General features: G+C 63.5%; 26 protein-coding genes (1 of these 26 only partly in view). 11 read left to right on the forward strand and 15 right to left on the reverse strand.

Annotated features, from left to right (window positions below; translation table 11 throughout):
* Nucleotides 1–89, forward strand: partial view of a gamma carbonic anhydrase family protein gene (locus I6L45_RS05765; protein ID WP_216983668.1) — the 3' portion only. The gene continues 451 nt to the left of window position 1, outside the view; the window shows 89 of its 540 coding nt (coding positions 452–540); its start codon lies beyond the left edge, outside the window; the stop codon is at nt 87–89.
* Nucleotides 90–178: 89 nt separating this feature from the next.
* Here I6L45_RS05765 and polA read toward each other — a convergent pair whose 3' ends face one another.
* Nucleotides 179–2,935, reverse strand: coding sequence for a DNA polymerase I (gene polA / locus I6L45_RS05770; RefSeq protein WP_216983669.1), 2,757 nt, complete (start codon nt 2,933–2,935; stop codon nt 179–181).
* 400 nt (nt 2,936–3,335) lie between these two features.
* On the opposite strand from polA, the gene elbB reads away from it, so the two are divergent.
* Entirely contained in the window at nt 3,336–3,986 is a 651-nt protein-coding gene (gene elbB / locus I6L45_RS05775; RefSeq protein WP_210549837.1) for an isoprenoid biosynthesis glyoxalase ElbB, read from the forward strand.
* 72 nt (nt 3,987–4,058) lie between these two features.
* On the opposite strand, the gene I6L45_RS05780 is transcribed toward elbB, so the two are convergent.
* The 4 genes from I6L45_RS05780 to I6L45_RS05795 form a co-directional block, all read right to left on the reverse strand.
* Entirely contained in the window at nt 4,059–4,268 is a 210-nt protein-coding gene (locus I6L45_RS05780; RefSeq protein ID WP_010672454.1) for a cell division protein ZapB, read from the reverse strand.
* Between the two features lie 210 nt (nt 4,269–4,478).
* Nucleotides 4,479–5,762 carry a hypothetical protein gene (locus I6L45_RS05785; RefSeq protein WP_216983670.1) on the reverse strand — a complete coding sequence of 428 codons (1,284 nt, stop codon included), beginning with the start codon at nt 5,760–5,762 and terminating at the stop codon, nt 4,479–4,481.
* A 21-nt stretch (nt 5,763–5,783) separates the two neighbouring features.
* Nucleotides 5,784–6,563, reverse strand: a complete 780-nt coding sequence (cysE, locus tag I6L45_RS05790; protein WP_216983671.1) for a serine O-acetyltransferase — start codon at nt 6,561–6,563, stop codon at nt 5,784–5,786.
* Between the two features lie 8 nt (nt 6,564–6,571).
* Nucleotides 6,572–7,483 carry a cation diffusion facilitator family transporter gene (locus I6L45_RS05795; protein WP_216983672.1) on the reverse strand — a complete coding sequence of 304 codons (912 nt, stop codon included), beginning with the start codon at nt 7,481–7,483 and terminating at the stop codon, nt 6,572–6,574.
* A gap of 87 nt (nt 7,484–7,570) precedes the next feature.
* Between I6L45_RS05795 and I6L45_RS05800 the strand changes: the two genes are divergently transcribed.
* The 3 genes from I6L45_RS05800 to trmL all read left to right on the forward strand — a co-directional run bounded on the left by I6L45_RS05800 (nt 7,571) and on the right by trmL (nt 10,151).
* Complete coding sequence (locus I6L45_RS05800; RefSeq protein WP_043763561.1) at nt 7,571–8,263, forward strand: response regulator; 693 nt, start codon at nt 7,571–7,573, stop codon at nt 8,261–8,263.
* Complete coding sequence (locus tag I6L45_RS05805; RefSeq protein WP_216983673.1) at nt 8,260–9,615, forward strand: ATP-binding protein; 1,356 nt, start codon at nt 8,260–8,262, stop codon at nt 9,613–9,615. Before I6L45_RS05800 ends, I6L45_RS05805 begins: the two co-directional genes overlap by 4 nt.
* A gap of 71 nt (nt 9,616–9,686) precedes the next feature.
* Entirely contained in the window at nt 9,687–10,151 is a 465-nt protein-coding gene (trmL, locus tag I6L45_RS05810; protein WP_216983674.1) for a tRNA (uridine(34)/cytosine(34)/5-carboxymethylaminomethyluridine(34)-2'-O)-methyltransferase TrmL, read from the forward strand.
* A 22-nt stretch (nt 10,152–10,173) separates the two neighbouring features.
* On the opposite strand, the gene I6L45_RS05815 is transcribed toward trmL, so the two are convergent.
* From I6L45_RS05815 to lexA, 4 genes are all read right to left on the reverse strand, one after another.
* Complete coding sequence (locus tag I6L45_RS05815; protein ID WP_216983675.1) at nt 10,174–11,544, reverse strand: MATE family efflux transporter; 1,371 nt, start codon at nt 11,542–11,544, stop codon at nt 10,174–10,176.
* Between the two features lie 22 nt (nt 11,545–11,566).
* The gene (locus I6L45_RS05820; protein WP_210549833.1) at nt 11,567–12,193 is read right to left on the reverse strand and encodes an SCO family protein; all 627 of its coding nucleotides are present in this window, start codon (nt 12,191–12,193) and stop codon (nt 11,567–11,569) included.
* A 188-nt stretch (nt 12,194–12,381) separates the two neighbouring features.
* Nucleotides 12,382–12,672: a hypothetical protein gene (locus I6L45_RS05825; RefSeq protein ID WP_043763570.1), complete on the reverse strand. Its 291-nt coding sequence runs from the start codon at nt 12,670–12,672 to the stop codon at nt 12,382–12,384.
* Between the two features lie 377 nt (nt 12,673–13,049).
* A complete protein-coding gene (gene lexA / locus I6L45_RS05830; RefSeq protein ID WP_043763572.1) occupies nt 13,050–13,676 on the reverse strand; it encodes a transcriptional repressor LexA in 627 nt (208 codons plus the stop codon).
* A 201-nt stretch (nt 13,677–13,877) separates the two neighbouring features.
* On the opposite strand from lexA, the gene plsB reads away from it, so the two are divergent.
* A complete protein-coding gene (plsB, locus tag I6L45_RS05835; RefSeq protein ID WP_216983676.1) occupies nt 13,878–16,301 on the forward strand; it encodes a glycerol-3-phosphate 1-O-acyltransferase PlsB in 2,424 nt (807 codons plus the stop codon).
* A gap of 56 nt (nt 16,302–16,357) precedes the next feature.
* Here the strand turns inward: plsB and ubiA are convergent, their stop codons facing one another.
* Complete coding sequence (gene ubiA / locus I6L45_RS05840) at nt 16,358–17,227, reverse strand: 4-hydroxybenzoate octaprenyltransferase (RefSeq protein WP_216983677.1); 870 nt, start codon at nt 17,225–17,227, stop codon at nt 16,358–16,360.
* On the reverse strand, nt 17,224–17,775 hold the full coding sequence (locus tag I6L45_RS05845) for a chorismate lyase (protein WP_216983678.1): 552 nt from the start codon (nt 17,773–17,775) through the stop codon (nt 17,224–17,226). Before I6L45_RS05845 ends, ubiA begins: the two co-directional genes overlap by 4 nt.
* Nucleotides 17,776–17,920: 145 nt before the next feature.
* Here I6L45_RS05845 and I6L45_RS05850 point away from each other — a divergent pair, with 145 nt between their 5' ends.
* Both I6L45_RS05850 and I6L45_RS05855 read left to right on the forward strand, forming a co-directional pair.
* On the forward strand, nt 17,921–18,355 hold the full coding sequence (locus tag I6L45_RS05850; RefSeq protein WP_043763586.1) for a flagellar basal body-associated protein FliL: 435 nt from the start codon (nt 17,921–17,923) through the stop codon (nt 18,353–18,355).
* Between the two features lie 38 nt (nt 18,356–18,393).
* On the forward strand, nt 18,394–18,564 hold the full coding sequence (locus I6L45_RS05855; protein ID WP_081843875.1) for a hypothetical protein: 171 nt from the start codon (nt 18,394–18,396) through the stop codon (nt 18,562–18,564).
* Nucleotides 18,565–18,612: 48 nt separating this feature from the next.
* Here I6L45_RS05855 and I6L45_RS05860 read toward each other — a convergent pair whose 3' ends face one another.
* The 4 genes from I6L45_RS05860 to I6L45_RS05870 form a co-directional block, all read right to left on the reverse strand.
* Nucleotides 18,613–18,951, reverse strand: a complete 339-nt coding sequence (locus tag I6L45_RS05860) for a DUF2799 domain-containing protein (RefSeq protein WP_167576870.1) — start codon at nt 18,949–18,951, stop codon at nt 18,613–18,615.
* A 181-nt stretch (nt 18,952–19,132) separates the two neighbouring features.
* A complete protein-coding gene (locus I6L45_RS20125; protein ID WP_081843877.1) occupies nt 19,133–19,255 on the reverse strand; it encodes a hypothetical protein in 123 nt (40 codons plus the stop codon).
* A gap of 30 nt (nt 19,256–19,285) precedes the next feature.
* Nucleotides 19,286–19,516 (reverse strand): hypothetical protein, encoded by a 231-nt coding sequence (locus I6L45_RS05865; RefSeq protein ID WP_216983679.1) that lies wholly within the window; start codon nt 19,514–19,516, stop codon nt 19,286–19,288.
* 6 nt (nt 19,517–19,522) lie between these two features.
* Nucleotides 19,523–20,545 (reverse strand): LacI family DNA-binding transcriptional regulator, encoded by a 1,023-nt coding sequence (locus I6L45_RS05870; protein WP_216983680.1) that lies wholly within the window; start codon nt 20,543–20,545, stop codon nt 19,523–19,525.
* A 252-nt stretch (nt 20,546–20,797) separates the two neighbouring features.
* On the opposite strand from I6L45_RS05870, the gene I6L45_RS05875 reads away from it, so the two are divergent.
* From I6L45_RS05875 to I6L45_RS05885, 3 genes are read left to right on the forward strand one after another with little or no spacing between them, the layout of a single operon-like run.
* Nucleotides 20,798–21,241, forward strand: coding sequence for a PTS sugar transporter subunit IIA (locus tag I6L45_RS05875; protein WP_216983681.1), 444 nt, complete (start codon nt 20,798–20,800; stop codon nt 21,239–21,241).
* A 32-nt stretch (nt 21,242–21,273) separates the two neighbouring features.
* Nucleotides 21,274–21,561 carry a PTS sugar transporter subunit IIB gene (locus I6L45_RS05880; protein ID WP_016349013.1) on the forward strand — a complete coding sequence of 96 codons (288 nt, stop codon included), beginning with the start codon at nt 21,274–21,276 and terminating at the stop codon, nt 21,559–21,561.
* A 60-nt stretch (nt 21,562–21,621) separates the two neighbouring features.
* On the forward strand, nt 21,622–22,878 hold the full coding sequence (locus I6L45_RS05885; protein ID WP_216983682.1) for a PTS ascorbate transporter subunit IIC: 1,257 nt from the start codon (nt 21,622–21,624) through the stop codon (nt 22,876–22,878).
* Nucleotides 22,879–23,018: the final 140 nt, after the last annotated feature.

The following is a 23,018-nucleotide window of genomic DNA, read 5'->3' on the forward strand; positions in this document are numbered from 1 at the left end:
GCCCCTTGAAGCCCGCCGAGATCGCCTTCCTCAAGACCTCGGCCGACAACTATGTCCTGCTCAAGGACGAATATCTGCAAGAGGCCTGAGTACACTCAGCCACAAACAGGAAGCCCGGCATGATGCCGGGCTTCGCGTCTTATATAGCTATATAGGTGTCGATGGCGACTGCCAGAGATCAGTGGGCCTGCTCCCAGTTGTCACCGGTGCCCGCCTCAACCACCAGCGGCACATGCAATTCGGCAGCGGCTGACATCTTCTCCTTGATGAGCGCGATGTACTCCTCCAGCTTCTCTTCGCGGATCTCGAACACCAGTTCATCGTGCACCTGCATCAGCATGCGGATCGACTCGTCTTCAATCCCCCGGATCCAGCCGTCCACGTTGATCATGGCGCGCTTGATGATATCGGCGGCCGTACCCTGCATGGGGGCGTTGATGGCGGCCCGTTCCGCTGCCTTGCGCAGACCGGCGTTGCGGGACTTGATGTCCGGCAGATAGAGGCGACGGCCAAACAGGGTTTCGACATAGCCCTGGGCTTCCGCCTGCTGGCGGGTACGCTCCATGTACTCCAGCACGCCCGGGTAGCGTTCGAAGTAGAGATCCATGTACTTCTGCGCCTCGGCACGGCCGATGCCCAGCTGTTTGGCAAGACCGAAGGCGCTCATGCCGTAGATGAGGCCGAAGTTGATCGCCTTGGCGCTGCGACGCATGTCGCTGGTCACCGCATCAAGTTCAACCCCGAATACCTCGGCGGCGGTCGCCTTGTGGATGTCCTTGCCCTCGGCGAAAGCGGTCAGCAGCCCCTTGTCACCGGAGAGGTGGGCCATGATGCGCAGCTCGATCTGGGAGTAGTCCGCCGCCACCAGCTTGTAACCGGCGCTCGGGATGAAGGCTTGCCGAATCCGGCGCCCCTGCTCGTTGCGCACCGGGATGTTCTGCAGGTTGGGATCGGTAGACGAAAGCCGCCCGGTCGCCGCCACCGCCTGATGATAGGAGGTATGCACCCGCCCGGTCTGCGGCTTGATCATCAGCGGCAGCTTGTCGGTGTAGGTGGACTTGAGCTTGGCCAGGCCACGATGTTCCATCAAAAGACGCGGCAGCTCATAGGTTTCCGCCAGCTCGGCCAGCACCTCTTCCGCAGTGGAAGGGGCTCCTTTCGGAGTCTTCTTGATGATCGGCAGCCCCAGCTTGGTAAAGAGGATCTCCCCCAGCTGCTTGGGCGAGGAGAGGTTGAACTCCTGCCCGGCCAGCTCGTGGGCCTGCTTCTCCAGCTCTGCCAGACGCACTTCGATCTCCTGGCTCTGCTGATGCAGCAGCCTGGGTTCGATGGTGGTGCCGAGCCGCTCCATCCGGGCCAATACCGGCAGCAGCGGCAGTTCGATCTCGCTGAATACCTTGGCGAGGCCAGGCTCGGCTGCGAGCTTGCCCCACAGCGCCTGATGCAGGCGCAGGGTGATGTCGGCATCTTCCGCCGCGTAGGGGGCCGCCTGCTCCAGTTCGATCTGGTTGAAGGTGAGCTGCTTGACCCCCTTGCCGGCAATCTCTTCGAACGAGATGGTCTCGACGTTCAGATACCTGCGGGCCAGCGAGTCCATGTCGTGACGGCTGGCGGTGGAGTTGAGCACATAGGACTCCAGCATGGTGTCGTAGGCGATACCCTGCAGCTCGATGCCGTGGTTGAGCAACACGTTGCGATCGTACTTGAGGTTCTGTCCCACCTTGAGATGAGATGCGTCTTCCAGCAGCGGTTTGAGCTTGCCGAGCACCACGGCCTCGGTCAGCTGCACCGGCGCACCCAGATAGTCGTGGCCGAAGGGCACATAGGCCGCCTTGCCCGGTTCGATGGCGAAGGAGACGCCAACGACCCGCGCCTCCATATAGTCGAGACTGGTGGTCTCGGTGTCGAAGGCAAACAGCGGCGCCGCCTTCAGGCGTGCCAGCCAGTCGTCGAACTCGGCCTCGTCCAGAATGCAGCAGTAGTCGGTTTCGATGGCCGCTTCCTGTGGAGCGGCGTCTGCCTCCTCCTCAGTAGAAACGGACCCTTCCTCACCACCGGACTCCAGCTCTTTTATCAGGTTGCGCAGCTCGTACTCGCGATAGACCGCCAGCAGCGCCTCCTTGTCGATGGGGCCAAGCTCCAGCTCTTCCAGGCTCTGCTCCAGCTCGACGTCAGTCTTGATGGTGGCGAGCACATAGGAGAGGCGCACCTGCTCCTCCTGCTCGCGGAACTTGTCGGCAAACGCCTTGGAACCACGGAAGCCGAGCGCAGCCACCTTGTCCAGGTTGGCGGCGATCTCGTCGATGCTGCCGATCCCCTGCAGCAAGGCCAGCGCCGTCTTCTCCCCGACGCCGGTCATGCCGGGGATGTTGTCCACCTTGTCCCCCATCAGGGCCAGGTAGTCGATGATGAGCTCGGGCGGCACCCCGAACTTCTCGATCACCCCTTCCCTGTCGGTCTTCACGTCCTTCATGGTGTCGATCAGGGTGACATGGTCGGAGACCAGCTGCGCCATGTCCTTGTCCCCCGTGCTGATCAGCACCGGCAACTGTTTCTCAGTCGCCTGACGGGCCAGGGTGCCGATCACGTCGTCCGCCTCCACCCCTTCAACCATCAGGAAGGGGAAGCCCATCGCCTTGATCATCTGGTGGATGGGGGCGACCTGGCTGCGCAGATCGTCCGGCATGCTGGCACGGGTCGCTTTGTACTCGGGATAGATGTCGTCGCGGAAGGTCTTGCCCTTGGCGTCGAATACCACGGCCACGTGGCAGTCGGGGTACTGTTTGCGCAGGCTGCGCATCATGTTGGCCATGACACGGACGGCGCCGCTAGGCAAACCGGTCGAGGTGCGCAGATCGGCCTGCTGGGAGGCAAAGAAGGCGCGGTAAAGGTATGAAGAGCCGTCGACCAGAATAAGGGGGTTGCTAGGGGCCATGAAATCGTCCTGCCAGAGATAAACAGCCGCTAGGATGCCACAGGGCCCGCACCACACCAAGGGGCAGCCCCTCCCCTCTGCACGCCATCGCAAGCAGACCACCTTGTGGATAACTCTGTGCTCAAAAATAGCCGCGTGACGACACCACCCTGACAAAGCTGTGGATTAAAATATAAAAATACATTTAAAACAAAGCATTAAGATCAACAAAACACACCTTGAAAGGCAGTCCATGATCTCGATCAATGTGGAAAAAAATTGAGAGGGGTAGCTGAGGCAGGATCCAAAACGAAACAATCCTAGCACAGCAAGATGACTTGACCAGCCGAGGTCGAACGATAACCATACAAAAGTACAACAATTGACCCTGGCTCACATTTTCAACAACGAGGAGTCCGCCATGAAAAAAGTGGCCGTGATCTTGAGTGGCTGTGGCGTGTTCGATGGCGCCGAAATCCATGAGGCCGTCATCAGCCTGCTGGCACTGGCCCGTCAGGGGGCATCCGTTCAATGCTTCGCCCCCAATGTCCCTCAGCTTCATGTCATCAATCACCTGACCGGCGAGGTCAGTGCGGGGGAGAGCCGCAACGTGCTGGTCGAGGCCGCCCGCATCTGCCGCGGCCAGATAAAGGACGTGGCCGAGCTGGATGCGGCCGACTTCGACGCCCTGCTGCTGCCCGGCGGCTTCGGCGCCGCCAAGAACCTGTGCGACTTCGCCGTCAAGGGGGCCGATTGCCAGATCCAGCCGGATGTGCTGAAGGCCTGCCAGAGCTTTGCCAAGGCCAGGAAACCGGCGGCCTATATCTGCATCGCGCCGGCCATGATCCCGCTCATCTACGGCGCTGGTACCCTGGCCACCATAGGCAATGACGAAGGCGCCGCCAACGCCATCGAGGCAATGGGCGGCAGCCACCTCAACTGTCCGGTGAGCGAGTTCGTGGTGGATCAGGAGCGCAAGGTGATCTCCACCCCCGCCTACATGCTGGCGCAGAACATCGTCGAGGCGGCCGACGGCATCGAGAAGACGGTCAAGCAGCTGCTCGCGCTCTGATACTCCGTCCGTCCAAAACAAGCGGGCCGCTCAAGGAGCGGCCCGCTTTTATTCCGGTCAGCAGCGACAGGATCAGATGGCATCGCCCATCTGGTCCATCTTGCCCAGCAGGGCACGCAGACGCTCTTGCCAGGCAACGTGCTCGTTGCGCAGCTGATGGTTCTCGTCTTGCAGCTTGCTGTTCTGCTCTTTCAGCTCGTCCAGTTCCATCTTCAGCAGGGAGATGTTGTCGACGGCGGATTGTACTTTGGATTCGAGTTGCTCAAGGACTTCTAGTGACATATGCATACCTGTATGTTCAATTGCGATGCCCCACAGGGAGCGATTCAAGCGCGTGAAGCCAGCATACCCCGATGCGCGCGGCACAAACAAGCCAGCGCGTTGCAAAATGCGCCTTCCAGCTCGGTATTGCCTAAATATGCGTCGGTTTTTCTCGCAGGTGGCAGGCCCCCCTTTCCATGGCACGTCCCGCAATATTCACAGCCCTGCGGATCAGACTCCGTGCAGGGCGATGAAGCCTCCCATCAGCAGGCAGGCAACCCCGTACATCAGCAGGCCATAGAGCAGGTTCCAGCGCAGCAGGAGCGCGGCGCTCAGGTTGTAGCGGGATGCCAGGGCCAGGTTGGAGCCGGAGAGCGGGCTGGTGCCGGTGGCCAGCCCCCACCCCAGCAGGAAGCACATGCCGAGCAGGCTGGGATCCGGTGACAGGGGCCACAACAGAGGCGCCACCCCCGAGATGCTGATGAGGGGGTGCACGCCGACGATGGCCACCAGGAAAATCAGCAGCAGGGTCAGGCTGGCCTCCAGCCAGCCGAAGTGAATGAACAGCGGCAGGCCGTGCCCGCCGCCAAAGTCGAGCACCGACAACGCGCTGTTGATGCCCGCCGCCAGCAGGCCAGCCCCAAGGAACAGCACCAGCTGACCGCCGATGGCCGGGAAGCGCTCCACCACCTGCCGCTTGAGCGCGGCACCGCGTCCGGCCCGCGGCATGAACAGCAGCGCCAGCAGGGGGGCCACCAGCGCGATCACCGCCAGGATGCTGAGCCCGGGCCAGAACTGGTGGATCAGCAGGACCAGCAGCGCCAGGGTCACGGGCAAACCCAGGGTCTGGGGTCGCAGCGGATAACCCTCGAAATCCGCCACCCCGAGCCGCTCCACCTGCCAGGCCGTCAGCCCCATGGCAAGCAGGGCGGCCAGGATGCCAAAGGGCAGTATGCTGCCCAGTTGCAGGCCGGGAGAGTAGGTGAGCGCCACCGCCATGGCGACGAAGAAGGGGGACCAGAAGGCCGCTGCGCAGAAGATCCGGCTCAGCACCATGACCTGGCGCCGCTCCAGAGTGCCGCCCCGTTCCAGCCGATCACCGATGATGAAGAGCACCGAGAGGTTGATGACGGCACCGAGCAGATTGAGGCTGGCCATGGTGCTCCACAGCCCCTTGCGACCTTGCCAGGAGGTGGTCCCCGTCAGCAGTCCGGAGGTGGCAAGGTTGAGGGTGCTGACGGCCGCGAACATGGTGAGCATGTTGATGTTCGGCAGCAGCCAGTCCCCTGGCCTGAGGTCGGCCCCCCGCCACCAGGAGAAGATCAGCAGCAGCAGCGCCGCACCGTAGAGGGCCAGGGCCTGGCGCCTCGCGGCCCCCACCAGCCAGGGCCAGGTGAGCAGGGAGGCGGCCCAGGCGGCGATAGCCGCCGGCCAGGGGGAAAAACCCAGATAGAGATGGAGCAGGTTGAGCAGCCACATCCCCAGGATCAGAAAGCCTGACCAGCGCTTGACCATACAACGGCCTCGGTCAGGGGATCAGAGACACTGATCCATGTCCAGGGAGGGTTTGTCGCACTCGGGACGGCCCACGATCTTGGCAGGCACGCCAGCCACGGTCGTGTGGGCCGGCACCGGATTGATCACCACGCTGCCGGCACCGATCTTGGCGCCGACGCCCACTTCGATGTTGCCGAGCACCTTGGCCCCCGCCCCTATCATCACCCCTTCCCGGATCTTGGGATGGCGATCACCGCTCTCCTTGCCGGTCCCCCCCAGAGTCACGCTCTGCAGGATGGAAACGTCGTTCTCGATGACCGCGGTTTCCCCGACGACGATGCCGGTGGCGTGGTCAAACATGATGCCCTTGCCAATACGCGCGGCCGGGTGCACGTCAACCCCGAACACCACGGAGATCTGGTTTTGCAGATAGAGGGCCAGGGCGCGACGCCCCTGACGCCACAGCCAGTTGGCGACCCGGTAACCTTGCAGGGCATGGAATCCCTTGAGATAGAGCAGGGGCGTGGAGAAGAGGTCGACCGCCGGATCGCGCTCCTGCACGGCGCAGATGTCGGCGGCCACCGCCGCCAGCAGCTCGGGTTCGCTGCGCAGGGCCAGCTCGATCACTTCGCGCAGGGCGATGGCCGGCATGGTGGTGCTGTCGAGCTTGTTGGCGAGCTGGAAGCTCAGCGCCGAGCGCAAATCCCGGTGATTGAGAATGGTGGAGTGGAAGAAGCTGGCCAGCATGGGCTCCTGGGTCGCCATGCTCTGCGCTTCCTGCTGAATTTTTTGCCAGGTTCTGGCAACCAGATCATCCATGTTGCAGCCTACTGTTGTTCAGGGTGAGTGCTTTGTCGTTCTTTTGTCAGCACCGAGATGGGGTCCATGTGAATGATCACATCCATCCGCTCGAAGGCCTGGCGGACGGCCAGTTCAGCCTCGTCGGCTATCTGATGGGCCCTGACCAGGGGCAGTTGGTCATCCAGTTCCAGATGCAACTGCACGAATCGGGTCGGACCGGATTGGCGGGTACGCAGATCATGTACGCCATGCACCCCTTCTACGGCACAGCAGAGGGCCATTATTCTCGCTTGTTCCTCCTCTGGCAACTGACGATCGAGCAGGGCCTGCACCGATTCGTAGCCAATATGCACGGCGCCCCACACCAGGAACAGGCCGATCAGGATGGCAAAGAGGCCATCTGCCCAGTACCACCCCTGCCCCGCCAGCACCAGTGCCAGCAGCACGCCGCCGTTGAGCAGCAGGTCGGAGCGGTAGTGCAGCATGTCCGCCTTGATGGCCACGCTGTTGGTCTTGCGGATGACCAGGCTCTGGAAGCTGACCAGCAGCAGGGTCAGCACGATGGAGCCGACGCTGACCCAGATCCCCGCCTCCAGGCGCACCACGGGCACATGATTCAGCATCGACGAGATGCCGTGCATCATCAGCAGCAGGGCAGAACCCGAGATGAAGGCCGACTGGACCAGCCCCGCCAGGGATTCCGCCTTGCCGTGGCCGAATCTGTGCTCCGCGTCGGCCGGCGCCATGGCGTAGCGGATGGCCACCAGATTGATGATGGAGGCGCTGACGTCCATGAAGGAGTCCGTCAGGGAGGCCAGCAGGCTGGAGGAGTCCGTCATCAGCCAGGCGATCAGCTTGCCCAGGATGAGCAGGGTCGCGGTGACGACCGCCGCCATGCTGGCCAGGGTGACCCAGCGGGAATATTGTTGGTGGCTCAAAACCGGCTTTCCTCCGACGCGTAAAAACTTATTATACCCTGACCCGACCGTCTGTTTGGCGTGTGAAATCAACAGAGTGACTCCCAGATGAACAAAATACTCCTGGTCGATGACGATCTCGAACTGACCCAGTTGCTGACCGAAATCCTGACCCTGGAAGGCTTCCAGGTGACCGTGGCAGAGGACGGGGAAGAGGGGCTGCAGCGACTGGGCGAGCAGCCTTTCGATCTGGTGTTGCTGGATGTGATGATGCCCAGACTCAACGGCTTCGCCATGTTGACCCGGCTGCGCAAGACCCACGACACCCCGGTGCTGATGCTGACCGCCCGTGGCGACAGCCAGGATCGGGTCAACGGCCTGGAAGCGGGTGCCGACGACTACCTGGCCAAGCCGTTTGACGACAGGGAGCTGCTGGCCCGGGTGCGTGCCATCCTGCGCCGCACCCAGGGCAGCCAGCCCCAGCGCGGCACCCCGGATGAACTGAGATTCATGGATCTGGTGCTGCAACCCGGCCTGCAGCAGGCCCGCTGCGATGGTCAGTTGTTGGAGCTGACCGCCACCGAGTTCGGCCTGCTGGAGTGCCTGCTGCGCAATCCGGGTCAGATCGTCAGCAAGAACCTGCTCTCCGAACAGGTGCTGGGCAAGAAGCTGGAGCCCTTCGATCGATCCATCGACATGCACCTGAGCAACCTGCGCAAGAAACTGCCGGAACGCACCGACGGCCAGCCCCGCTTCAAGACAGTACGCGGCCGGGGTTACCTGTGGCTGGAGCAGGCATGAAGATGGCCCGCCCCTTCAACGGCATCTCGACCCAGATCTTTCTCTGGTTCTGGTTCATGCTGCTGCTGGTAGTGGCGGCCGTGGTGATACTGCCCACCCTGGATCCCCGCAACATCATTCCGCTACCGGCCCACGAGGTCACCCGCCTCAACAACAACCTGGCGGCGCTGCAGCGGGGGGCGGATCCCGACCAGGATTTCGATCTCGCCAAGGCCATCGATGCGGCCGGCCTCCTGCCGGTGGACAACATCTATCTGCGTGACGCCAAGGGGCAGATGCAGGCCAGCACCCGGCTCAGCAAGTTCGTGATCCGCTTCATGCTCGACTCGGACAACCCGGCCAAGCCCATGCTCGGCAGCGAGCACCAGCGCGCCATCGCCGGCCCCTTCCAGATGACCCACCACGGCCAGGTCTATCACGTCTACTTCGGCCTCAACGTCGAGAATTCCTACCTGTTCCTGTTCATCCAGATCCTGGATCACCCCATCCAGATCCTCGGCATCGCCATGCTGGTCAGCACTCCGCTCTGCCTGCTGCTGGCCTGGCGCCTGACCCGCCCCATCCTGGAGCTGCAACGGTCTGTCTCCCGGCTGGCTCAGGGCAACCTGGAGATGCAGATCCCCAACCTCGGTCGCAAGGACGAGATCGGCCAGCTGGCGGAGCATGTCAGCCACATGGTCGATACCCTCAAGGACATGATCCAGAAGCAGAAACAGCTGCTCTCCGACATCTCCCACGAGCTGCGCAGCCCCCTCACCCGCATCCAGCTGGCCCAGGCGCTGATCCGCCGCAAGCAGGGGGACAGCGCCGAGCTGGCACGCATTGAAGGGGAGATCGCCCGGCTCGACAAGCTGATCGGGGACCTGCTGGATCTGTCGCGAGTACAGCAGCATGTGGAGGCCCCGGTGTCCCTGCCGCTGGCGGAGCTGCTGGAGCCCATCCTGGATGACGCCATGTTCGAGGCAAACCAGAACGGCAAGCAGCTCAGGCTGCCCCCCCTGCCGGAGGAGTCCCTCACCATGTGGCCTGAGCTGCTGGCGCGCGCCCTGGAAAACCCGCTGCGCAACGCGCTCAAATATGCCCGCGAGTTCATCAAGGTGGAGTGGTACCGGGAGGGTCGGGAGTGGGTGATGACCATACGGGATGACGGCCCCGGTGTGCCGGTGGAACAGCAACCCAGGCTGTTCCTGCCCTTTTTCCGGGTCGATGATGCCCGCAATGCCAAGACCGGCGGCACCGGCCTGGGGCTCGCCATCGCCGCCGAGGCCATCCAGCGCCATGGCGGCACCATCCGGGCCAGCAGCAACCAGCCGACCGGCCTGGTCATCACCATCCGCCTGCCCATGGCCTGAGTCGCCCCCTTTTCATCGACACGGGCGCTGGGTATGCTGGCGCCCATTTCGCACCACCCCAGGATCCCGTCATGCTCGACATCGTGCTCTACCAACCGGAAATCCCGCCCAATACCGGCAACATCATCCGTCTCTGTGCCAACACCGGCTATCGGCTGCACCTGATCGAGCCTCTGGGATTCGCGTGGGATGACAAACGGGTGAAACGGGCGGGGCTCGACTATCACGAGTTCGCCGAGGTGAAACGCTGGCCGAGCTACGAGGCATTTCTGGCGGCCGTCGCCCCCCAACGGGTCTTTGCCTGCACCACCAAGGGACGCACCGCCCATTCGGCTGTCCGCTTCGCCCAAGGCGACGCCCTGCTGTTCGGACCGGAGAGTCGCGGTCTGCCGGCGGAGATCCTCGAGAGCCTGCCGTTCGAGCAGCGGCTGCGCATCCCCATGCTGCCCCAGAGCCGCAGCATGAACCTGGCCAACGCGGTCGCCGTGTTTGTCTACGAGAGCTGGCGACAGTTCGACTACGCAGGATCTGCCTGACCCGGCCGGGCAGAATCACGAGTCAGGCCGCCCCCCTGGCCCTCTGCCCCGTCAGCAGTCGGCCGTCACGCTCCAGCCGCCAGCAGAGCCAGCCGAGCGTCAGGCCCCGTCCGGCCATCAGGGCGCTCATGGCGGCCCACAAGGCGGCGACACCCCAGCTCTGACAGAGCCACCAGATCGGGAAGAAACCGGCAAACACCGCCACCAGCATGCTGTTGCGCATCTCACGGGCCCGGGTTGCCCCGATGAAGACCCCGTCCAGCAGGAAACACCAGACGGCCAGCAGCGGCATGGCCACCAGCCAGGGCAGCTGACGGTTGGCCTCAACGATCACCGCCGGAATGTCGGTGATATGGGCGATAAGCACGCCTCCCCCCAGGGCAAACGCCAGGGTGAACGCCAGGGCGATCAGCAGGGCCCAGCCCAGGTTAAGGACGATGGCCTCCCGCAACCCCTGCCGGTCACGCCCCCCGATGGCACGCCCTACCATGGCCTCCACCGCATAGGCGAAGCCGTCCAGCCCGTAGGAGATCAGCATCAGGAAGTTGAGCAGCACCGCATTGGCCGCCACGGCCACATCCCCCAGCCTGGCCCCCTGCAGGGTCATGAAGGCGAAGCAGAGCTGCAGGCAGAGGGAACGGATGAAGATGTCCCGATTAAGGGCGAGCAGGCACACCAGTGCGGGCCATTGCCGCCAGCGCGACCAGGCGTTCTGCCATACCGCCGGCGAGAGGCGCCGCAGGTGGCGGCTCACCAGCCAGAGCCCCACCGCCAGCGCACTGTAGTCGGCCAGCACGGAGGCGGCCGCGACCCCCTTCACCTGCCACCCCAACCCCAGCACAAAACCGGCATCCAGCACCATGTTGACGAGGTTGCTCAGGATCAGCAGCCACATGGGGCTGCGTGCATCCTGCATGCCCAGCAGCCATCCCATGATCACCAGGTTGCACAGCGCCGCCGGCGCGCTCCAGATCCGCACCGACACATACTGGCCGGCATAGGCTTGCACCTCGGCGGAGCCGCCGCCGAGGGCGATGATGGCGGGGAGGAAAGGCAGCACCAGCAGCAGGATCACCACCCCGAGGGCGATCGCCAGCCCCAGCGCTCGCGCCAGGGTGTCGAGCTGGCCTTCTGCGCTGGCCGCCCCCTGGGCCTGAGCCGTCAACCCTGTGGTGGACATGCGCAGGAAACCGAGTAGCCAGAACAGCAGGTTGATGAGGGTCGCACCGACCGAGACGCCGCCGAGGAACCAGGCCTCGCCGAGATGACCGATCACCCAGGTGTCCACCAGCCCCAGCAAGGGGGTGGTGATATTGGAGAACACCATGGGCAGGGCCAGGGCAAAGACGGCCCGGTGGCGGCCGGCATCTCTCAACCAGGGCGCCATCAGCATGGGCGATACAAAGAGAGCGGGATCACTCGCCGGTCAGCCGCACGATGCGCGCAAAGTCGGAGACCATGGTCTGCATGTCCACGTGAGGCACTTCGCCCGGCGCCACCCTGGGACGGAACATGGCCGCCAGCTTGCCCGCCGGGTTGATCAACACGATCGAGGCAGAGTGGTCTATCAGATAATCCTTGCGATCGCTCTCCACGATGGAATAGACGAGGCCCAGATTGCGCACCAGGGGGAAGAGGGCGCTGTGGGGCCCGGTCGCCGCCTTGAACTCCGGCTCGAAGAAGGCGGTATAGCTCTTGAGGCGGGCGCTGTCGTCCCGCTGGGGATCCGCCGAGATGAACACCACCTGGCTGTTGGACGCGATCGTCTTCAGGCTCGGATAGACGGCCCGCAGATCCGCCAGCGTAGTCGGACAGACGTCCGGGCAATAGGTGTAGCCGATGAACAGGAAGGTCCAGTGACCCGCGAGCTCCGCTGGCGTAAAGGGCTGGCCATCCCCGTCCGTCAGGGCGAAGGGATTGATGTCCCGCCCCGTCGGATAGTAGTCGGCCTGCTCCGGCAGGGAGGGCTGGCTCCAGTAATAGGCGACCATGAGGCTGCCGATGAAGAGCAACAGCAGCAGGTAGAAGCGGGGTTTAACCATATGAAACAATGTGTTGCCTGTATCAGCTGCCCAAAGGGCAGAACCAGAAGAGGGGCCATTGTAACCCGCCAGGCCCCGCTTATGGCTAGCCCTTCGTCCGGATGGCGCCATTCAGGGACACTCGGTGGCCCTGGCGGCAGGAAAACAAGAGCCCCGCACCGGGCGGGGCTCGCAGCAAACAGAAAGGGTCAGGGTTTCAGCCTGCGCAACGGCTGGGAACGTCTGATCGGCGCACGCAGCGGGATCACGGGCGCCGTCCAGGGGGCATCCGGCAAGCCTATGTCATGGTGGCGGCGAAACAGACGCACCAGACGGACGATTTTGTCTTTGGGACACCCAAGCCAGACGGTCCAGCCATCTCCCTTGTGGTAGACCCAGAGTGCATAGAACCACGTCATCCGACTGCCCTTGATGAATCGGGTGATGGAGGATGCGGGGGCCGCGACCGGCACCGGATCCCACGGCGAGCTTGAAGCCATACCTGTCCTCCTTGCTCAACAGGTCACGCCGACCAGTGTTACTGCCATCGGGAGGCAAGCCAACCACCGTCGCGTACTGACTGTACGAGTCGTGCCATTGCAGACGACTCTCCCTTCTTCCCGCACCGTCCCGACGGTGATGCATCCCTGCACATCCGCCCAACCGGCCGGTGCGGCACACGCGTCGTCATGGGGGAAACCCGGCCATGACAGTGCGAGCCTTATCAAAGGATATATCCGAAATGCACTGTCTGTGGCGGGACTGTTTGCAGCGGGGAGGGCGGTGGGAGCGACGAAAGGGGGAACAGACTGGCGCCCGGGGAGGAGTGTCCAAATGACGGGGCCTCCCGCAGGAGGCCCCTCACCGTGCCGGATGCTTACATCCAGTCGGCGTTGCGGATGACGCCGACCGCCAACCCTTCGATGGTGAGGTGCTGGCTGGCGAGATCCACCTCGATGGGGGAGAGCTCCTCGTTCTCCGGCAGCAGCCATACCTGGCTGCCCTTGCGCTGGAAGCGCTTGACGGTGACGTCCTCGTCGAGCCGCGCCACCACCACCTGGCCGTTGCGCACCTCCTGGGTCTTGTGAACCGCCAGCAGATCCCCGTCCATGATGCCGATGTTCTTCATGCTCATGCCCTGCACCCGCAGCAGGAAGTCTGCCCGCGGATGGAACAGGGCAGGATCCACCTGGTAGTGGCTCTCGATGTGCTCCTGCGCCAGGATGGGCTCACCGGCCGCCACCTTGCCGATGAGCGGCAGGCCGCTCTCTTCCGGCTGCGCCTCCTCCTCTTCGAGCAGCAGGCGGATGCCGCGAGAGGTTCCCGGCATGATCTCGATGACCCCCTTTTTGGCCAGGGCCTTCAGATGTTCCTCGGCCGCGTTGGCCGACTTGAAGCCAAGCTTCTGGGCGATCTCGGCGCGAGTCGGCGGCATGCCGGTCTCGTTCATGTTCGCCTTGATCAGCTCCAGGACTTCGGCCTGGCGAGGGGTAAGGGGTTTCATAGCATGGGCACCTGTCTTTTTATACAGCACACTGGCAGTATATACAGTGCTGTGGCCAAGGCAAGGCGTTGCTGACATTTGTCCCCCATTGCAGCCAAAAGGGTGTCCTCGATCCCGTCTCGGGACTCATCGTACCTCTCGGCGACAAGCCGCCGGTGATTTGCTATGCTCACGCCGCATTTTTTTGGAGAGCAGACGCACATGTCCCTTGGACAGAAGATTTCCAGAGCCATACTGCAATGGCCGGTCAGCGGCTTGGTCAATCACAAGAGCCTGCCGGAAAACCCCATCACCGAGCTCAAGCTGGATCCGGCCAGACCCATCGTCTATGCCCTGAAGACCAGCTCGATCACCGACCTGATGACCCTGCAGCAGTGCTGCGAGGATCTCGGCCTGCCCGGCCCCTTCACGCCGCTGGAGCTGAACGGTCAGCTGCTGCCGCGCTACGTCTGTCTGGATCGTCCGCCTCCCCTGTTCGGTACGCGCAACAAGCCCCTGCCCTTCCTGCAGGAGTTCCACCAGCTGCTGGATCTGCACAAGCAGGATCCGGCGCTGGATATCCAGGTGGTCCCCGTCACCCTGTTCTGGGGCCGCGCCCCGGGCCGGGAGGGCGAAGAGGCCTCCGGCTGGAACATCATCAGCAGCCTGGCGCCGAACCGCCTGAAGAAGGCGCTGATCGTGATCCTCAAGGGGCGTGAAAACCTGGTGCGCTTCTCCCCGCCCCTCTCCCTGCGCTACATGGCGGACAAGCACGGCACCGACGAGGCCATCGCCCACAAGCTGGCCCGGGTCGCCCGCACCCACTTCAGCCGCCAGCAGCTGGCCGCCACCGGACCGAAACTGCCGAACCGCAACCTGCTGTTCAAGCAGTTGCTGGACTCCGGCGTGATCCAGCAGGCCATCGAGGAAGAGGCCAGACGCGAGGGGATCAGCCTGGAGAAGGCGCAGAAGCGCGCCCACGGCTACATGGACGAGATCGCCTCCAACTTCTCCTACCGGCTGATCCGTCTCGGCGAAAGCTTCCTCGGCTGGCTGTGGAACAAGCTCTACCGCGGCCTGTCGGTCAACGGTGCCGAGCAGGTGCGCCAGCTGGCCCAGGAGGGGCACGAGATCGTCTACGTGCCCTGCCATCGCAGCCACATGGATTACCTGCTGCTCTCCTACGTCATCTACCACCAGGGCATGGTGCCACCCCACATCGCGGCAGGTATCAACCTCAACTTCTGGCCGGCGGGTCCCATCTTCCGCCACGGCGGTGCCTTCTTCATCCGCCGCACCTTCAAGGGCAACCCGCTCTACAGCACGGTGTTCCGTGAATACCTCAACCTGCTGTTTGCCAAGGGCTACTCGGTGGAGTTCTTCACCGAGGGCGGCCGCTCGCGCACCGGCCGCCTGCTGCCCCCCAAGACCGGCATGCTGGCCATGACGCTGCAGGCCATGATGCGCGGGCTAGACCGCCCGGTGACCCTGGTCCCCGTCTACCTCGGCTACGAGCACGTGATGGAGGTGAACACCTACCACAACGAGCTCAAGGGCAGCCGCAAGGAAAAAGAGAGCTTCCTGCAGGTGCTCGGCATCCTGCGCAAGCTGCGCAACTACGGCCGCGGCTTCGTCAACTTCGGCGAGCCGCTGACCATCAACGGCTACCTCAACGAGCGGGTGCCGGAGTGGAAGGCCCACATCGGCAAGGAGGAGCGCCCCGAGTGGATGGCGCCCACCGTCAACCAGCTGGCCGAGCTGATGATGACCCGCATCAACGATGCCGCCGCCGTCAACGGCCTGACCCTGAGCGCCCTGGCGCTGCTGGCCGCCGAGCGCCACGCTCTGACCCGCGACGAACTGCAGGCCCAGCTCAACACCTATCTGGACCTGCTCAAGCAGGTGCCCTACAGCCCGCACAGCACCATGCCGGCCGAGGATGCCAAGACCCTGCTGGATCAGGCGATGGAGCTCAACAAGTTCGAGGTGAGCGAGGACAAGCTGGGCCAGATCATCAGCCTGGACCGCTACCAGGCAATCCTGCTGACCTACTACCGCAACAACATCCTCCACCTGTTCGCCATGCCCTCCCTGGTGGCGGCGCTGATCGAGCGGTGCGAGGGGATCTCCCGCAACGAAATCGTCGCCCGCTGTGTCGACATCTACCCCCTGCTCAAGACCGAGCTGTTCCTGCGCTACCAGGAAGACGAGCTGCCGGAACTGGTCGACGCCCTGCTGGCCGAACTGCAGCGCCAGCAACTCATCGAGGCGCGCGACGGCGGCTTCTGGGTCAACCCGGTCAATCAGACACGCCTGCTGCTGCTGGCCGAGAGCATCCAGGAGACCCTGCAGCGCTACGCCATCGTGCTGACCCGCATGCTGGCCCAGCCCCACATCGAGGCGGAGCAGCTGGAGGCGGACGGTCTGATGATGGCGGAGCGCCTCGGTACCCTGCACGGCATCAATGCCCCCGAGTTCTTCGACCCCAAGCTGTTCAGCACCCTGATCCACACCCTGCGCAGCGAAGGCTATCTGGACCCGGGCTGCAAGCCGGATCTGGGCCGCTTCCAGGCGCTGGCGGACAACATAGTGCCGCTGCTCAGCACCAAGATCCGCCGCACCATACAGGCGGGGAACCGGCTCTGAGGAGCAACCGGAAAAGAAAAAGGCCGCATCATGCGGCCTTTTTTTATCTCGTGGGGCTAGCCCTGCAGGTAGTGAACGATCACCCCGAGCAGCACCAGGGCCCCCACGTAGTTGTTGTTGAGGAAGGCCTGGAAGCAGGCCTCCCGCTGCCGCTCCCGAATGAGCCGCTGCTGATAGACGAACAGCGCCGCCGCCCCCAGTAGACCCCAGTAGTAACCGGAGCCCAACCCCATCAGCTGGCCCACTCCCAGCAGGATCAGCAGGGTCGCGAGCTGCAGCCCCCCGATGATCCGCTTGTCGTGGCGGCCGAACAGGATGGCGCTCGACTTGAGGCCGAGCTTGAGGTCGTCGTCCCTGTCCACCATGGCGTACTCGGTGTCGTAGGCGATGGTCCACAGCAGGTTCGCGAGAAACAGCAGCCAGGCCACAGGCGGCAGGGCATTGGCCTGGGCCGCATAGGCCATGGGAATGGACCAGGAGAACGCCATCCCGAGCACCAGCTGCGGAATGGGGATGAAGCGCTTCATGAAGGGGTAGCAGACCGCCAGCAGCAGACCGGCAAACGACAGGCCGATGGTGAGCGGGTTCAGGGTCAGCACCAGGGCGAACGAGACGAGCGCCAGCACGGCGAACAGGATCAGTACCTCGCGCTCCGCGACCCGGCCCATGGGCAGCGGCCGCCCGGCGGTGCGTTTCACATGACCGTCAAAGTTGCGATCCGCATAGTCATTGATGACGCAGCCCGCCGAGCGCATCAGGAAGACGCCGATCACGAACACGGTCAGGATCCAGGGGTCAGGCAGGCCGCCGGCGGCCAGACAGAGTGCCCAGAGGGTCGGCCACAGCAGCAGCAGCGTGCCGATGGGCTTGTCGATGCGGGCCAACTGCGCATAGGCCAGTCCCCGCTCCTTGGTTAACAGCTTCACACCAGCTCCTTATTCGATGGCAACCCGTTGGACGATAGCGAGGGCAGGAAGAGTTCGTGGACCAGCAAGGGCCACTGCCCCAGATAGAGGCGGGAACGGCGCCCCCAGACGGTGCCGGCCGGGCACCAGGGATTGCTCGCGATCTCGAAACAGGCCAGTTGCAGGTGATCGCGCCGCGCGGGCAGATCACCGAAGATGCGCTCTCCCAGCGGTTGCTCCCCCAGATCTTGCAGACCGCCGCCCTGCAGTGCCGCCTCGGCAAACAGGGTCCAGCCCAGGATGGCGGGCCCGCCGTCCCCGTGCAGTATGACCTCGCGGCACATCCCAACGGGATCTTGCACCGCCACCAGCGCCTGCTCGTCCTCTGCCAGCGACACGCTGCGATTGCCGAGCAGTTGCACCGAGAGGTGGCGATTGTAACGGCGCAGGCGCCGGGTCATGGAATCGGTCTCCAGCAACCAGGGGCGCAAGGCCTCGGGGAGTTCGCACTCTGCGGGAGCCCGCCATGGGACGAGCTGGATGAGGGGAACAGTCAACTCGGACTTCACAGCTTCACCATCCGGAGATTTCCGTTGTCAGGTTAAAATCCGGTTTATTATCCGTAAATCAATGGCGAATTGTAAGAACATCCGTGCTTGACGGCCCCGATGACAGCATCAAAAATGGGGCATCCATCGCTGCCGAGCCATCTAGATGAAGATCTTCAGAATTCTGCTGGTGTTATCCCTGGGTTGTACCCTGCTGCAAACGCAGGCCTTCGCCAACGAAGAGGCAGCCACCGACGCTGCCTCCTCCGCCGTCCAGCCGGGCTTTGCTTATCATGCGCTGGATCCGGACATCATCACCAACTACCTTGGCGATGGCAAAACCCTGGGCTACGTGCGGGTGACGGTGGAGCTGATGGCCGAAAACGCCGCCGATCTCGCGCTGTTGGAACAGCACGACCCCCTGATCCGCGACGCCATCATCCGCCTGATTGGCAGCAAGACAGGCGCCCAGATCAAGTCCCTGGTGAGCCGGGAAGAGCTGCGCAAGGAGTGTGAGGCCAGAGTCAACGAACTGCTGGTCAAGGAGACCGGCAAGAAGGCGGTGCGCGAGCTCATTTTCACCAAGTACCTGTACCAGTAACTCACTCCCCTTACATTCACAGTCGAGGACATAACGCCATGGGTCACAAGACGCTGTGTGAATGGCGCCGCCACGAGATCCCGGCCGATCTCAAGGCGCTGCGCAAAATCTTGCGCAAGCCCAAGTTTGTGTGCGGCAAGTGTGCCCGCAGCGCCAACGACAAGGACTACCTGTGTCAGCCGCTGCGGCTGAAAAACAAGGAGGAGTAGGCCCCCGTTTCTGCAGGAGCTGAGGGGAAAGGCAGGGCGGGCCGAGCCCTATTGATCGGTCCAGCCGTGGCGGCCCTGTTCGACCAGGCGACGGGCCTGGACGTCGTTGGGGCAGACGCCGCGATACTCCTCTCCCGACCGCCCGGCCAGATAGAGGTGCTCGGGCCGGCAATACCAGGCCAGTCCCTTCTGTCGTCCCTGCTCCCACAGGGCGACGTCCACCTTGTCTGCGCACTGGGTCTGATGGAATGCCACCCTGTCGCCGGCAAAACCGAGCTTGCCGTCGGCCTCGCCGACGTCACTCCACACCTTCTCGCAGGGATCGTCCGAGTTGGAAACGCAGCCCCCGAGCAGGGCGACACAGAACATGATGACGAGTGAGCGCATAATCATCCTTGATCGTCGTTTGCGTGTGTATCCAGCCGCCGGCCCGACGGGTCACCGCCAAGCACAGCGCCATTTGAGAGATTCATTCTAACCAGCCCGACGCCTTCCCACCAAGGGCGACGTCCCCGGCCGCCAAATAAATCGGGCGGGCACAAGGCCCGCCCGCAGGCGTTACAGGGAGTCATTGATCGTCGAGAGGGTCATCGTCCAGCCAGCTCTCGTCGTCGAACTCCTCCAGCTCGTCTTCCCAGGATTCCGGCTCCCACTCGTCGTCGAGCTCGAAATCCGGTGTCTGCTTACCCATGCTCATTCTCCTTGGATAGTGCACCGGCCTTCAAAGTCTATCCAGAAAAATGGGGCCCGCCAGTGGCGCTAGTCGGCGATTAATTAAGGTCCGGCCAGCCACCTGTCTCAGCCCGATCCCGGTCGCCGCCAGGGTGAAGAAGCCAGCCGGCAGATCCCGCGCCAGCCGGGCCAGGGTCAGGGTCAGGGTCAGTACTGTCTTGCCATCTTGGCTTTCCAGTAAGAGTGCCTTGAACCTGCCGGCCTCTCGCAGTTGTGCCATCGCCCGTCAGGTGCTTTGACGCCGTTGCAGTTGAAAATCCAGGGCCAGGGTCATGCCCGCCACCGCCTCCCCCGCCAGCTGACGCAGGATCAGCTCCGCCGCCTCCCGGCCCATCTGGTGATAGGGGATCCTGACCGAAGTGAGCGCCGGGTAGCAGGCACGCGCCACATCCAGATCGTCGAAACCGGCGATGGCGAGTTTGCCCGGTACACTCAGGTGGCGGCGCTGGCACTCGAACAACACGCCAGCGGCCAGCTCGTCGTTGACGCAGACCAGGGCATCCAGCTCGGGCCAGCGCAGCAGGAACTCCCCCAGCATGGCCGCCCCCGTGCTGAAACTCGGCAGCTCGGACGTGTTGATGATGGCGTCGGGGGAGAGGTAGTTGTCGAGCAGTGCCTTCTGCCAGCCCTGCATGCGCTGTTGCAGCATCCACTGCTCCTGGCGGGCGCAGAGGAAACCGATATTGCGATAGCCACGCTCGATGAGGTGGCGGGTCAGCTGATAACCGGCATCGAAGTTGGAGACCCCGACATTCATGTCGATGGGATTGCGCGCCATGGCCCCCACCTCCACCACCGGCAGTCGGGCCGCCTGCAGGCGTTGCCGGATGACCTCCCCGGGATCGCCGCCAAACAGCACCACGGCGGCCGGGTTGTGCTGCAGGAAGTTGCTGAGCAAGCTCTCTTCCTGCTGTTTCAGGTGCTGGGCATCCCCCAGCATAATCTGGTAGCCCTCGGCGAGCAGGGTCTGCTGCAGGCCGGCGATCATGTCGCCACAGGCACGCTCCGCCAGGCTGGGGACGATGACCACTATGGTCTGGGAGGTGGCGGACGCCAGCGCCCCCGCCGCCCGGTTCGGGATGTAGCCGAGTTCATCCACCGCCGCCTCGATGCGCTCGCGCATCTTGTCCGACACCAGCTCCGGGGTGCGCAGGGCACGCGACACCGTCATGGCCCCCACGCCCGCCAGCTGGGCCACATCGTTAAGGGTCACCCGACCCGTGCTACGGCGCTTCTTCGCTTCTGACATCCTTTCCCTTCCTCGGCATACGGGCATTCACTTTAAGGCAAAAGCGGGATACTGACTATTTGCTCCAACCGCATTTTACCTCCTTCGGCAGCGAGAAGGGGCAAAACGGACCCCGTGCGCGGCACAATTGTTAGCGCTATCACAGAACGATGTTAGCGCTATCTGGTAGCGCTAACTTTCGAGATCATGATCACGGTTCCGGGCGAGGGAGATCGCTAGATTGGCGCCATCCTATCCAGCCCGGACACTGCCATGCTGACCCAATTGCTGACCGAGGAGGTCATTTCCATCGAAGCGGGCGCCCGCGACTGGCGTCACGCCATCGAGCTGGCCACCGCCCCCCTTCTGGCCAACGGCACCATAGAGCCCTCCTATGTGGCGGCGCTCTATCGCTCCCACGAGGAGCTCGGCCCCTACTACGTACTGGGCCCGGGCCTGGCCATGCCCCACGCCCGCCCGGAAGACGGCGTCAACCGGCTGGGACTGGCGCTGACAGTGCTGAAGGAGGGGGTCAACTTCGGCTCCGAGGGCAACGACCCGGTCCGGCTGCTGATCACCTTGGCTGCCAGCGACAGTGACTCCCACGTGGAGACCATCGCCCAGCTGGCCGAGCTGTTCATGAATGAAGAAGACGTGGCGGCCATCATCGCGGCCACCAGCAAAGACGACATCCTGCGCATCCTGGCGCGTTATTGAGTGGCGCCCTGCGCCCGACAGAGGAAGAGAAAATGAAGATTCTGGTTGTATGCGGACACGGCCTGGGCACCAGCCTGATGATGGAGATGAGCATCAAGAGCATTCTCAAGGAGCTGGCCGTGACGGCCGAGGTGGATCACCGGGATCTCGCCTCCGCCGGCAGCGAGAGCGCCGAGATCTTTGTCGCCACCCGCGACATCGCCGAACAGCTGGTCAGCATGGGGGTCGACGGCCGGCTGGTCTCGCTGGACAACATGGTCGACAAGGCCGCCATGAAAGAAAAACTCGCCATCGCCCTGCGCGAGCTGGGCGCACTCTAACCCCTTTGCAACTGTCTGGGCGGCCGGTGAGCCGCCGCTTCCATCTGCTTGGAGCTGACCATGGAATTTTTCAATTTTCTGATGTTTGACGTGCTGTCGGAGCCGGCCGTGCTGGTCGGCCTGATCGCCCTCATCGGCCTGATCGCCCAGAAGAAACCGGTGACCGAGTGCATCAAGGGCACGGTCAAGACCATCATGGGCTTCGTCATTCTGGGGGCCGGCGCCACCCTGGTGGTGAACTCGCTGGGCGACTTCGCCACCATCTTCCAGCACGCCTTCGGCATCAAGGGGGTGGTGCCCAACAACGAGGCCATCGTCTCCATCGCCCAGCAGTCGTTCGGCAAGGAGATGGCGATGATCATGTTCTTCGCCATGCTGGTGAACATCCTGATCGCCCGGCTCACCCCGTGGAAGTTCATCTTCCTGACCGGTCACCACACCCTGTTCATGTCGATGATGGTGGCGGCCATCCTCTCCGCCGGCGGCATGAGCGGCATCCCATTGATCGCGGTGGGTAGCCTGGTGGTCGGCGTGACCATGGTGCTGTTCCCGGCCCTCGCCCACCCCTACATGAAGCAGATCACCGGCTCGGATGACGTGGCGCTCGGCCACTTCTCCACCTGCTCCTACGTGCTGGCCGGCTGGATCGGCGCCAGGTTCGGCAACAAGGCCCACAGCAGCGAGGAGGTGCAGGTGCCCAAGAGCCTGCTGTTCCTGCGTGACACCCCGGTGGCCATCTCCTTCACCATGGGCATCATCTTCCTTATCACCTCAGCTTTCGCTGGCCCCGAATTTGTCGCCAGTGTCGCCAAGGGCAAGCACTGGTTCATGTTCTCTCTGATGCAGTCCATCACCTTCGCCGCCGGGGTCTATGTGATCCTGCAGGGGGTACGGATGGTCATCGCCGAAATCGTGCCGGCCTTCAAGGGGATCTCCGACAAGCTGGTGCCCAACGCCAAACCGGCGCTGGACTGCCCCATCGTCTTCCCCTACGCCCCCAATGCGGTGCTGATCGGCTTCCTGTCGAGCTTTGCCGCCGGTCTGGTGGGCATGGTGCTGCTCTATCTGCTGGGGCTCACCGTCATCATTCCGGGCGTCGTGCCGCACTTCTTCGTCGGCGCGGCGGCCGGAGTATTCGGCAACGCCACCGGCGGCCGTCGCGGTGCCATGCTGGGGGCCTTCGCCAACGGCCTGCTGATCACCTTCCTGCCGGTGTTCCTGTTACCAGTGCTGGGGGATCTCGGCTTTGCCAACACTACCTTCAGCGATGCCGACTTCGGCGTTGTGGGGATCCTGCTCGGCCTCATCGTGCGCTGATCACACCGACATCTTGCCAAGCAAAGGCACGACCCTGGGTCGTGCCTTCTGCATTTCACCGCGCTGACCCGCCTTGAGCGGCGAATAATCCAGCAGCGATAAAAAAATCGGGTCAGCACAGTGCCAAGGATCGGATTTTC

This window comes from Aeromonas sp. FDAARGOS 1415, from assembly GCF_019048365.1.
GTDB lineage: Bacteria > Pseudomonadota > Gammaproteobacteria > Enterobacterales > Aeromonadaceae > Aeromonas > Aeromonas taiwanensis.